General features: G+C 61.8%; 7 protein-coding genes and 1 pseudogene. 3 read left to right on the forward strand and 5 right to left on the reverse strand.

The window, feature by feature from the left end; all coding sequences use genetic code 11:
- The 3 genes from V5E97_RS32200 to V5E97_RS32210 all read right to left on the reverse strand — a co-directional run bounded on the left by V5E97_RS32200 (position 1) and on the right by V5E97_RS32210 (position 3,560).
- The gene (locus tag V5E97_RS32200; protein ID WP_406695639.1) at positions 1-705 is read right to left on the reverse strand and encodes a dienelactone hydrolase family protein; all 705 of its coding nucleotides are present in this window, start codon (positions 703-705) and stop codon (positions 1-3) included.
- 208 nt (positions 706-913) lie between these two features.
- A complete protein-coding gene (locus V5E97_RS32205; protein WP_406695640.1) occupies positions 914-1,912 on the reverse strand; it encodes a ribose-phosphate diphosphokinase in 999 nt (332 codons plus the stop codon).
- A 901-nt stretch (positions 1,913-2,813) separates the two neighbouring features.
- Positions 2,814-3,560, reverse strand: coding sequence for a TIGR03067 domain-containing protein (locus V5E97_RS32210; RefSeq protein WP_406695641.1), 747 nt, complete (start codon positions 3,558-3,560; stop codon positions 2,814-2,816).
- A gap of 1,460 nt (positions 3,561-5,020) precedes the next feature.
- On the opposite strand from V5E97_RS32210, the gene V5E97_RS32215 reads away from it, so the two are divergent.
- The 3 genes and pseudogenes from V5E97_RS32215 to V5E97_RS32225 form a co-directional block, all read left to right on the forward strand.
- The gene (locus tag V5E97_RS32215; protein ID WP_406695642.1) at positions 5,021-5,401 is read left to right on the forward strand and encodes a hypothetical protein; all 381 of its coding nucleotides are present in this window, start codon (positions 5,021-5,023) and stop codon (positions 5,399-5,401) included.
- A gap of 172 nt (positions 5,402-5,573) precedes the next feature.
- Positions 5,574-7,112 carry an efflux RND transporter periplasmic adaptor subunit gene (locus tag V5E97_RS32220; RefSeq protein ID WP_406695643.1) on the forward strand — a complete coding sequence of 513 codons (1,539 nt, stop codon included), beginning with the start codon at positions 5,574-5,576 and terminating at the stop codon, positions 7,110-7,112.
- 14 nt (positions 7,113-7,126) lie between these two features.
- Positions 7,127-10,122 (forward strand): annotated as a pseudogene (locus tag V5E97_RS32225) (efflux RND transporter permease subunit); the annotation flags it as partial.
- A gap of 103 nt (positions 10,123-10,225) precedes the next feature.
- Here the strand turns inward: V5E97_RS32225 and tssA are convergent.
- Entirely contained in the window at positions 10,226-11,299 is a 1,074-nt protein-coding gene (gene tssA / locus V5E97_RS32230; protein WP_406695644.1) for a type VI secretion system protein TssA, read from the reverse strand.
- Between the two features lie 121 nt (positions 11,300-11,420).
- Complete coding sequence (locus V5E97_RS32235; protein WP_406695645.1) at positions 11,421-12,548, reverse strand: hypothetical protein; 1,128 nt, start codon at positions 12,546-12,548, stop codon at positions 11,421-11,423.
- Positions 12,549-12,571: the final 23 nt, after the last annotated feature.

Consider the following 12,571-nt stretch of genomic DNA (forward strand, 5'->3'; position numbering starts at 1 on the left):
TCATCCTCCTTCGGAGCGGGGAGCTCGATCGCCGATCCGGCCCGCGCGATTCGGGGGGGACTGGGAACCGGAGCCGAGGTGCTGGAGGAACCACTGCTCCGCGAGGTGGGCGACTTCTTCCAAGGTTCCTGGCTCGGGGAAAAGGTGGGTCGCCCCGGGGATGACAACGAGTTCCGTTGGACAGCGCAGCAGTGCCATTGCCTGGCGGTTCAGTTCGATGACGACCTCGTCGAGGCCGCCGACGATCAGCAATGTGGGGGCCATGACGTCCGGCAAGTCCGTGCTCGCCAGGTCGGGGCGGCCACCGCGCGAGACGACTGCCCAGGCGAGCTCCGGGCGGCGCGCGGCCGCGACCAAAGCCGCCGCGGCACCGGTGCTGGCCCCGAAGTATCCCAGGCGAAGGTCGTGGGTCGCGGGCTCGTGGCTCAGCCAGAGGGCCGCGGCCAGGAGCCGCTCTGCCAGCAGCTCGATGTCGAACACCTTGCGTCGGTCCGCGGCCTCGTCCTCGCCCAGCAAGTCGATCAGCAGGGTTCCCAGCCCTGCGTGCTGAAGCGATTCGGCGACGAACTGGTTGCGGGGGCTAAACCGCCCGCTCCCGCTGCCGTGGGCGAACAGGACGATCCCCGAGGCGACTTGCGGCAGACCTAACGTTCCACTCAACTGCCTTCCGGCGATCGGGATCGTTACCTCTCGTTGCGTCTGCACTGTTTTGCTTCCCTGTGGCATGGCGGCGGTCCTTCCTGTTCGTTTCAAACTCGTTATTGATGCTCGCCTTCTCATTCGCACGGGCATGACCTTCCTTCAAACGCCCGGGAGGGAACGACTCGGGGACATCACGCCCTTCACTCACTCGGCCGTGCGTTTTCGGGGCGTGCCGGCCCGCTTCCGATTGAAGGTCGAGCATGGATTGCGGTCAGCATGATTGTCGCTCGCAACCTTCTTGGGCCTTTACGGCCTGGGCCGGAACCGGAGCGTCCAGGAAGAGGTCTCCGAGCGATCCGTCGGCTCCGATCTGGCGGATTGCCGCCGCGAGCAGCGGGGCCACCGAAACGACCTGGAGCGGCGGCCACGTCGACTCGGTCTGGGCCGTCGTGTCGGTGATGAACACCCGCCGGACGGTTTCATGACTCAGCCTGGTCAAGGCGTCGCCGATGAACAGCCCGTGGGTAGCGGCGATCGTGATCTCCGGTCGAGCGTCGGCCGCGAGCAGGGCCTTGATGGCCTGCGCAAGCGTCTCCCCGGTCGAGATCATGTCGTCGATGATCAGGCAGGCCCGGCCACGTACGTCGCCGACGACGTGCGTCACCGCCGTCTCGGCGGAGCCGCCCCGCCGTTTGTGGAGGACGACGACCGGGGCACCGAGTCGAGCCGCGTACTCGGTTGCCATCTTCACCCGACCCGCATCCGGCGAGACTACGACCGCCTCGGGCGGGAGCCTGTCCCGCAGCGCCTGACAGAGCGTGGGTACTGCCGTGAGGCTGTCGACCGGGATGTGGAAGAAGCCCTCGATCTGGGCCGCGTGGAGGTCGACCGTGACGACGTGGTCGATGCCGGCGGCCTGCATCAGGCTGGCGACCAGGCTGGCGTTGATCGGCTCGCGTCGGCCGTGCCGCTTGTCGGACCGGGCGTATCCGAAGTAGGGGACGACGGCAATGATCCGCCCGGCGGCCGACCGTCGGCACGCGTCGACGCAGGCCAGCAGTTCCATGAGATGGTCGTTGACTGGCGGCCCCGTCGATTGGATGAGGAAGACATCGCGGCCACGCACCGACTCGCCGAGCTGCACGGTCGTCTCACCGTCGGGGAATCGATCGACCGTGCAAACGGCGAGCCGCACGCCGAGTTCGGTAGCAATCGCCGTGGCCAGCGCTGGGTTGGCTGTGCCTGCAAAGAGGATGAGGTCTGTCATCATTCCCTACCTCTGCCCCCCCCACCCTGTGCGGAATCTCGCTCTCGATGGTAGAGGCGGTGGGTCGCCGCGGCCCCTCGGTCCAGCAATGGGCGTGTCTTCCATTGTCATGCCTCACGCCCTTGCGTAGGGACGGCATTCGCGATTGTATTTTACGTGTGGGGATATGCAAGGTTTTGGAATTTAATGCTCGCTCAGGGTGTTGTGGGCTGAACCCAAACCGTGAGCCCAAACCCCGGCCTTCTGCTCACGGGTTGAGGCCTGTCGTTCACTCGGGTGTGGCAGGGGCATGTCATCGCGGGTTGAGGTCGACCGGGAACGCAATCGGAAGTCGCTGATCACCAAACGGCCAAATGGAAAAATTCCGCCCAGTGCTAACCTTGAGCGGTTCGCCATTGAGCTGCACATGTTCGGATCGCCCATCTCAGTTGGCCACGAAGTTGATGAGAGTCGGCCCCTGTTTTTAATACGCATTGAGTACGTACTGCCGGACCATTCGGTGGGTGTTGAAGAATGACCTGTTCCGCGGCATGGCGTGGACCATCACCTCAACGAATCCGTCCCGGCTCCGAGTGAACAGCGGGGGGATCGCCTGCTCGATCGTCTCATGAAGTCAGGCGGCACTCGGTCTCCCCGTCGCGACGGTCCACCCACCCTCAGGAATCTCCGCTTTGAGCCCGATCTCCATCGAGAAGTAAGGCGATCAGATGTGGCTTGCTCACACGGGCCTTTGCCTGTTCGAATCCCCATTTCACTCGGAACTCCTTCGCTCGACGGAGGGGCCTCGCATGAGTCCGTGTGGAATCCCCCACCCCGCTTCTCCCCCTCAGGTAGAGGCCGGAGCGATCGGGTCGTTCCTGTCGGTCGATGTTCAGTCGCTGACTTTGAGCATTTCTTGCTCGGTTTAGGAAACCCGATCCACGAACGATCGGACCTCAGCGATCACTTGATCGAGGATTTCGTGATGCCAGCCGTCGGCAATCATGCCACTCTCAGTGAGGAGGTGTTTGAGCAGGATGAGGGCCGCGTCGTAGGGAGTCTCTCCCTCGCCGTAAAGTTCTGGAAAGTCGCGGTGGTGGACGCGCGACTGATGGACGCCGGGGCACCCTGGAGACTCACAGGTGACGGCGATCACGCGACTCAATTCGGCCATCATGTCCGAAGTCTCCTTCTGATCGGTCACCGTCCACTGTTTGGAGCCGGGTTCGGAACTGAAGTTCGTAGGCCGTGGCTCGCCCGGCGGGGCCCAGCAGATCCGGAGAATGTCGTTGGCCAATTCATAGATACCCTGGTTGATCTTGCCTGTGTTCGGGCCATCGGCGGGCAGGGTATCGATCTGCCTGGGCGTCGTGGTTGCGTTGATTTGTAACGTTCCCCGGCGGAGGGTTCGGTCTTTATCGACAACGGCAAATTTGTCGTCGATCACAATGATGCGGCGATGCTCCAGTGCCGCCGGGGGAATCCTCCGACCATCAAAGACCATTGCGATTGACCTCCAGGTGCCCTGCAATCGCTCGAGGTCCTGGTCGGAATTGCCCTTGATTGCATCTGACGTTCTCGGATGAGGGGCTGGGAATGCCATGGGGGAGTCCGCGTCGGGTTTCTCCTGAGGCATCTGGGCGCTGTTGACCGAGGTCGGCTTGGAACTCATCGTGTCTCTCCACATGGGGAAGGAGTAAGCCCTCTGGGGAACTGGGCAGCCGTCCCGCTCTGCCGTAGACCGGTGATGGAGATCCGATTGGTTGGGCCAACGTCATGGTCCAGAGGGAGGTTGTAGGGACGGTTGATTGTGAACCTGGGGACGGACCTTCGCGAACCCCAGGTGACTCGACCGACCATACGACCTGCCTGTGATCGTCCTCGAACTCGACGCTGACCGGCCCGTAGTGATCCCGGTCTCCGCCGGGTCATTAGGCATCAAACTGATCCACGGACACATCCACGCTCTCTCGTGCCTTGATCGATAGTCTGGCGCTTCGCTCCCGACTTGATCTCTCCCAAATAGGGGTGAGGTGATCGTTTGTGCAACAGAATCACGTTGGCTTGAATCGGTGGCTCAGTGGATTTCGTGGCCAACGGGAATTCGTGATTATGCCTCCGGAACCTCGTCGATTACGAGTTCATGAGACTTTGTCCGTCGCGTGACCGCCACCAGCGAAGAAATGGTACAGGTGCGTATCGGGGGTGGCTTGCACGTGGAAGGCCGACTGAATCACAGTGGGGACCGGAGTCATTGAGGTCGGTGTACCACTGACGAATGGACGACGGTCACCTCCCGGCCCCAAAATGGGCCTCTTTCCGGTCGTCGACGCCTCTGGGCCGGAGTGAATCGAGAATCGTCGTGGTTGCGGCATTGCGTGGGCTCTGGCCGTGCCCCGAGGCAATTGCGAGCGGTTCACCGCGTGACGCGATACGGCCTGACTCTTCGGTCGCGCGAAGCCAGCCAGTGCGCCGGTCCCTCTGGCTCCTTGTCACAACCTGTCGCGACTGCGTCCTTTGGACTGGCCCGAATGCCGAATGCACGCGAGTGTGCCATCGGTCTGCCCTCGATTTCACGATAGGAAATCCGCCCACGGCGACGGCTTCTGAACTCCTTCGCGATTCGGCGCCACCTCCGCATGGGTCCAGTCATGGCTGGACGATCGGCCCCTCGTTCCGAGGGAGACGCTCAGTTCGGTACGGATTGGCTAAATCTGACGATTTTACACATAACGTTGTATTTTCTGAAACGTGGTTAGGAAGGTCAAGCACCTTTCTCCACATTCTCGATTTCCATTTTTTTGTAGACTCTGTCGCCGCACATAACTCTAGCATCTCGTGCTGCAGGGCTTTTCGGCGATCGGCGTGCGAAGGCCGACGAGGGGCATCGTCCCACGAACTCTTCGATCGATCGCTCGACAGTTCGGGCGGTCGGCTCCAACTCCAGAGTTACACCAACGCATGCACCCACAAGTTCAGACTTCATGCTCCCACGCTCGACCATCGACTCGTCTTGTCGACCCTGAATGGCGGGCTGGAAGAGCCCCGGCGATTGCCCTGGACCTAAGCGGTCTCATGTTATATGATACGAAACTGGGTAAACAGCAGAATCTGGAGCATCGGTGTCGTCGCGTGAGAGCTTTCTTCTCCCTCCTCCTTGTCGCGACCATTCTGGTCTGCCCGTCGTTTTGCCGGGCGGCCGAGACGTCTTGTTGCGCCGAGCATGAGGAGGCATCGGGCACGCAGGACGAAGGCACCCCCAAGTCTCCATTGAGTCCGGGCGAGTCGGTCAATTGCATCTGCGGCGGGGCCATCAAGGAAGCCAAGAGCGACAACGCGACGCTCGCTTTTAGCGGCTCCTTCTTGCCGCTCTTTCCCGTCTTTCTGCTGAGCACACTGCACGCCGACCCATCGCTCCTCCAGTTCCTCTCACGCAATGGGGCACCTCCGGGCCTTGGCCATGCTCCAAACCGGCTCCAACTTCATGTGCTCCTGATGACATTCCGCTGTTAAGTCGCTCGTCCGCGGCGAACATGCGCTGATTCAGAGGTCCGCGCCCTGATGGGCACGTTCCACCTCTTGCACGCAATCCCGAAGACACAAAAACGACCCTGGCGAGGCGCTCTCCCAAAGCGGGGTTGGCGTTACGCCTGACAGCGAAACTGCATTCACAGGAATACAAAACATGAAGCGTTTGATCATTGGTTTTGCGGCCACCATAGGCGTCCTTGCGCTCGTCGCCGTGGGGCTTGCCGCGTTCCGGCCCGAACTCCTGCCCGCGTGGGCTCGCATCAACTCCGCCCAGGCAGAAGATTACGGGCTCTATTGTAAAGAGCACGGGGTTCCCGAGAAGTTCTGCACCCTCTGCCATCCAGAGCTCAAAGAGAAGCTCCTGCTCTGCCCCGAGCACGGGAACATCCCGGAGGACATCTGCACCAAGTGCCATCCCGAGAACCAGAGGAAGTACGATATCAAGGTCTGTGAGCACGGGCTCCCCGAGCACTTCTGCCCCAAGTGTCACCCGCCGACGGAAGGAGGTTCGGCTTCGGCCGAGTCGGCTCATCTTGTAAACGACGGGTGGTGCCAAGAATTCGGTGAGCGGACGCCTGACGGGAAGCTTGTGTACTGCAAGCTACTGCCGATGGTTCGTCTCGCTTCGGCAGACCTCGGGCAGCAAATCGGATTGAAGGCGGCTCCTGTTGGTGAGGAAGCTCACGCCCATGAGCTTGTCACCAACGCGGCGACCGCCTTCGACGCCAATCGCTACGCGGAGATTACTCCTCGTGTCACGGGCTTCCTCAGGGAAGCCCGGCTCGACCTCGGTCAGAAGGTCAAGGCCGGTGAAGTACTCGCGATCGTCGACTCGGCCGAGGTGAGCACCGCCAAAACCCAATACATCGCGGGCAAGGATGCTGTCAGGCTGGCCGAGGATATCTATGGCAGGATTTCTAAATTACTCTCCACGAACGCCATCGCGGCCAAAGAGGGCCCGGTGGCCCTCTCGGCTCTGAACCAAGCACGTGCGAGCATGCTTTCCGCCGAGCAGAGGCTGAGGAACTTCCGTTTCGACGACGACGCCCTGGCCGAGATCCTCAAGAAGAACGATACCAAGCCGCTCCTCGAGATCGTCTCCCCCATCGAGGGCACCGTCGTCTATCGCCACGCCGTCCAGGGTGAGGCGATAGACCCGAGCGTGAAACTCTACACCATCGCAGACACCGCGATGATTTGGCTTTGGATAGACGTTTATGAGCAAGACATTGACCAGATCCAGCTTGGTCAGCCGGTGACATTCGCCGTCTCCGGCAACGTCACCGCTTCGAACCGCCAAGCGCAGAGCCATTCTGGAAATGTCACCTGGATCGGTTCCGAGGTGGACGAGATAACGCGGACGACCAAGGTGCGGGCTGAGTTGCCCAACCCGAACGGAAAGCTTCGCGCCCATCAGTTCGGACGGGCCCGCATCCAAATCGGCGAACGTCACGAGGCGCTCACCGTGCCGAAGTCGGCCGTGCAACGCTACGAGAATGTGGACTTGGTTTTTCTGCCGCAGAAAGGGAGCGAATACCGCCCGCAGCGAATCAAGACGAGGCCGCTTGGACGTAGCGATACGCTTGAGGTGACCTGGGGACTCAAGCCGGGGCAGCAGGTTGTTAGTGCCGGGGCATTCCTGCTCAAGACCGAAATCATGAAGGGCTCTATCGGGGCAGGTTGCTGCGACTGACCCCGGAGGAGACCATGCTCGATTCGCTCATCGACTTCAGCCTGAAGAACCGCTTCGTCGTCCTGCTGCTCTCGGGCTTGCTCATCGTGATCGGTATTCAGTCGGCGAGCCGACTGCCCCTCGACGCTTTCCCGGATACGACCCCGGTCCAGGTGCAAATCAACACCAACGCCGCGGAACTCTCCCCCGAGGAGGTAGAGCGGCTCATTACGTTTCCAGTCGAGTACGGACTGGGCGGGCTCAAGGGCCTCGAGGAGCTTCGCTCCGTCTCGAAATTCGGCTTCTCCCAAGTCGTCACCATCTTCGAGGACGGCACCGACATTTACTTCGCGCGTCAGCAGGTGAATGAACGCCTCTCCGATATCAAACTCCCGCAAGGGATCGAACGCCCGACCATGGGCCCGGTCGCCACCGGTCTGGGCGAAATCTACCACTACCTGCTTTCGAGCGAGAACCCGGAATACGACCTGAGCGGCCTCAGGACGCTCCAGGACTGGGTGATTCGTCCGCGTCTGCTCCGCGTCCCCGGCGTGGCGGAGGTGAACGCCTGGGGCGGCTTTGAGAAGCAGTTCGAGGTGCAGGCTGACCCGATGAGGCTTGCGAAGCACGGTCTCACCCTTGATGACCTCACGCGGGCGCTCCGGCAGAACAATCAAAACGTCGGCGGCGGCTACGTTTTGCGCTCCGGGGAGGCAAGCCTCGTCCAGGGCATCTCGCGGACCACCTCCATCGAGCAAATCCAGAACGTCGTCATCAAGTCGCATAACGGAATACCAATCCGAATTCGCGACGTCGCCGAAGCCGAGATCGGACACGCGATCCGCCGCGGAGGGGTTACCGCCGAGGGCAAGGGGGAGAGCGTTTTGGGGCTCGCCTTCATGCGAATGGGTGGGAACTCGCGTGACGTGACCATTGCGCTCGACGAGGCGATGGTCAGCATCAAGAAGTCACTCCCGCCGGGCGTGAACATCGATGTTGTCTACAAGCGGACAGAACTCGTCGACGCCGTGCTAGGAACCGTCGAGAAGAATCTCTTCGAGGGCGCCATCCTCGTCATCGCCGTCCTCTTCGCCTTCCTGGGAAACCTTCGAGCAGGCATCATCGTTGCATCCGCCATCCCGCTTTCCATGCTCTTTGCGGTGACGATGATGGAGAAAGTCGGAATCGTCGGGAGCCTCATGAGCCTGGGTGCCATCGACTTCGGACTCGTGGTGGATAGCTCGGTCGTGATGATCGAGAACTGCGTCAGGCGGCTCGCTCACGACCGCTCGGGTCGGAGCAAACGCTCCATCATCCGGGAAGCCGCCGTCGAAGTGCGGAAGCCGACGATGTTCGGTGAACTCATCATCATGGTTGTGTATCTTCCGATTCTAACGCTTGAGGGCATCGAGGGAAAACTCTTCCGTCCGATGGCGCTGACGGTCATCTTCGCACTCACCGCCTCGCTCGTTCTCTCGCTCACCCTGATGCCCGTGCTTGCATCGCTGGGGCTCCGCCGGAACATGTCCGAGAAGGAGACCATCGTTGACCGCACGGCTCATCGACTTTTCCAGCCGCTGCTCGACTGGGGCTTGAACCACCCGCGGCTAACGCTGGGATTCGTCGGTGCCCTCACGATCCTCTCGACCATCCTCGGCTTGGAGCTCGGCTCGGAGTTCGTCCCGCGGCTCAACGAAGGCTCGGTGGTCGTCAACACCATCCGCCTTGCGAGCGTGAGCCTGGAAGAATCCCTCGTCTACGGCAGCCAGATCGAGGGATATCTCAAAACAAAGTTCCCCGACGAAATCGAGGATATCTGGACGAGGACGGGAAGTGCCGAGGTCGCAACCGATCCGATGGGGCTCGAACTCTTGGATATTTTCATCTCGCTCACTCCCCGGGAGCGGTGGAAGAAGGCAAAGACGCAGGAAGAGCTGGTTGGATTGATGGCTCAGTCGACGAAAATCCTCCCCGGCATGCGGGCCGTCTACACGCAACCCATCGAAATGCGCATCAACGAAATGGTGGCGGGCATCCGCACCGACTTGGGGATCAAGCTCTACGGTGAGGACCTTGAGGTGCTCAAGTCAAAGGCCGCCGAGATTGAGACTCTGGTCAAGAGCATCCCAGGGGCAGCGGACACCACGACCGAGCAAGTTACCGGCCTGCCTGTGATCAAAATTCACGTCGATAACGAGGCCCTGTCTCGCTACGGTGTGCCCGCCGAGGCCGTGCTCGACCTCATCAAGGCTGCGGGGGCATTGAAGTCGGGGAAGTCATCGAGCCGGGACGACGCTTTCCACTCGTCGTTCGACTGCCGATCAACTACCGCGAGGACCCTCAAGCCCTGGAGCAAATCTTCATCCCCACTGCTTCCGGCCAGAGGCTTCCGCTGACCCAACTCGCGCGCATCGAGGAGACGATAGGCCCCTCAACTGTTCAGCGGGATTGGGGCGAGCGGCGAATCGTGATCCAGTCCAACGTCCGGGGCCGCGACATTGCCTCGTTCGTCGAAGAGGCGAAGGAACGCATCGAGCGAGAGGTCAAGCTCGATACCGGTTACACAATCTCCTGGGGCGGCCAGTTTGAGCACCTGGAGCGTGCTGAACGCAAACTCTATGTTGTGGTTCCGCTGGCACTCGCACTCATCCTCAGCCTGCTCTATCTGACCTTTCGCTCGCTGAGAGATGCCCTGATGATTTTCAGCGGCGTACTTTTCGCCCGGGTCGGCGGTGTGTTTGGCCTCTACGTGATGGGGCTTCCCTTCACAATCTCCGCGGGTATCGGTTTCGTCGTGCTCGCCGGGGCCTCGATCCTCGAAGGACTTGTGCTCGTCTCGGCCATCAGGGACCGCATGAGCCATGGAGTTCCGAAACGAGAAGCCATCGAGCAAGCCCGGCTCATCCGGCTCCGGCCCGTGCTCATGACGGGCACCGTCGCGGCACTCGGATTCCTGCCGATGATGCTCTCAACCGGTATCGGAGCCGAAGTGCAGAAGCCGCTTGCCACCGTGGTCGTCTTCGGAATGGCGTTCGACACGTTTCTCACCATGCTCGCATTGCCCGTGCTCTACCTGCTCTTCGGGAAAGGACCGTTGCTCGAAGGCGAAGCCGAACATTGGATTCGGCCGATGCCTACTCGGGTGGAGCTTCTTTGAAACCGATCTCGCGGCTCATCTCGGTCAGGACGTTGGTGTCACGAATGAGCTCTTTCATCAGGAGTGGGAACGGCAGTGATCCGAGGTTGACGGCGCGTTCGAGCAGGTAAGGAATCGGGCTGTGCGGTTCGAGTCGCCGAAGCGCATTCGCAGCCTCAGTGAGCTGGGCGTAGATCTGGATGCGAGTGAGAGCTTGCCGCGTGGGCGCCGGGGAGCTACTACCAATTGATGGGATCGCTTCTGTGGCGCCGGATGATTCCGAGGGGGCGTCTGTTTCGGCTGCCGGCGGGTCTGTTGCCGCATTGAGTTGCAGGATCTGATTCGCTAGCAACTGGCAGTCATCAATCGCCTGTCGCAATCCGAGCATCGCGGGCGCGGATTCGCCCATTCGCTCCTGGAGCGCGTGGACCATTCCGTCGAATTCCGTCCGGGCGGCCGAGAGTAGCTCGACCACCTCGCGAGTCGATTCCACGGGGGTGACCAGCCTTGCCTTGTCGAATGTTTCGGGGGTCAGTCCCGACCGTGGATCTTGGCTCCGCCGCCAGTCCTGCCAGCCATACTCGGCACCATCGCCCAGGACCAATGGGACCGCGCGCAAGGTGTTTGGGAAGGAGGCGCCGCGGTCCGGGTCGTCGAGCCAGCGGAACGCCGCGGCACGAACCTCCATGTCATCCCCTTCTTCCAGGGGCGGGCTCAGCCGATCCCAGCATTGTTCGACCATCAGGCGAAGCAACCGCAAACCGTCGCGGAGCCCGACAAAACGAGACTGCTTGACGAGTGCCTCGGTCAGGCGAGCGGCCACGGATAGATCTTTCGACGTCTCGAGGAGCACCTGCTGGCTCAGCGAGAGAATCGTGGACCATTCCGCGGATTTCGCCGTTGCGGGTCGCCGGGGATCGCTCTCATCATAGTCGTTCGGGTTGATCTCCCGGCGGCACAAGTCAAGCCGCTCGCGGATAATATAAGGGAGTGTCGATCCGGCCGGTTCGGAGCCGGGGATGGGCGCCAGCAGCGGCTCAAAATCCAAGAGCGGCGAGGGATTCGTGGCCACTCGGCAACTCCGTGAGGTCTGGGTTTTCGAGACAATACCTGGTCTCGGCTCTCTGTCGACGCTACTGAATCGGTTCTGCGATTGCAACGGAGGATGCTTGGGCCAAGTCGTCTGAGCGGCCTCAGCGGGTCCCCGTCGACTGAATGAAGAGGTCCTTCAAAGTCTTCGCTTTTTCAGGCTGGACCTGGGGAATATCTCGCGGTGGGGCGGCGTTGCCCGGTTCAACCGTCTGGGAGAGCACCTCGTCCCGCTTCGGCTCAATGGGCTTTACGGGCGACTTCAGAGCCTGGGCGATACTCGGAGGCTCGACGTGAGCTTTCGGCGCGACGGGCTGTGCAGGCGTCTTCGGGGCCTGCGCGTGGCTTGCGATGTCGAAGAGGCTCTGGCTCCCCAGAGGAGGCATCCCGGACGCTTTGGAATCAATCGAGACCTGAGCCATCGCTCGGCGTGCTCTTGCGATGAGGAGGGCGCGCGGGGTTCGCTCGGCCGTCTGATAGTAGAACTCTGAGCGACCCACAGCCGGATCGATCCGCTCGAGAGGAATGGCCGGCGGGAGCTCAGGTTGGATCGGCTCGGGGCGCTCGGGGGGGCGCGGCTTGATCGGTTCAGGGGGAGCCATGGCACAGCGTGAGAGCGCCGCGGCGGCGGCCGCCCGGACTCGCAACGAGTTCTCGGAAGGGTTGCCGTCACTGTCGTCGGCCGAGGCGGACAGGGTCAGGGCGGCAATCGTCTTGTTGGTACAGCAGCAACCCGAGCCCATTACCCGAGCGGCGGCAAATCGCACACACTCATTGCGGTCGGCTCGCAGCGAGTCGATCAAGGTCTTCTCGGCCTCGGGCCAGTAGTGGCAGTCGACCGTCCCCAGATACTCGACAGCGGCGACTCGCGCCTTGGACGCAGCCGTGTCGGCCTGGATCTGAGCTGCCGCGCCCGCCGCGCCTGGTTGACTCTGCTGCGCGGCCGTTGGGGTGGTCGGGCAACAATTCCCGAACGATCCTCCCGTCAGGCACTTCAGTGGTGACATTCCCTGGCTAAACAACTGGCCACATGGCGAAGCGCAGAACTTGGCCTTGCAAGCCTCGAGGTTCTGGCAGACCTGACCGAGGAGACCGGTGAATCCCGAAGCTGACCCCGCCGCGCCCGCCGCCCCGGCCGCCCCTGCGGCGGGAATTGAGGCACACCCGGCGAAAGTCAGGCTGAATGCGATCGAAAGGATTGCCAACCAGGCCTTGGCCTTTGGTTGCGCCATACCTCGAACTCCGGCAGATCCAG

The sequence above is a fragment of the Singulisphaera photorubra genome (genome assembly GCF_045290345.1).
In the GTDB taxonomy this organism is placed as follows: Bacteria; Planctomycetota; Planctomycetia; order Isosphaerales; family Isosphaeraceae; genus Singulisphaera.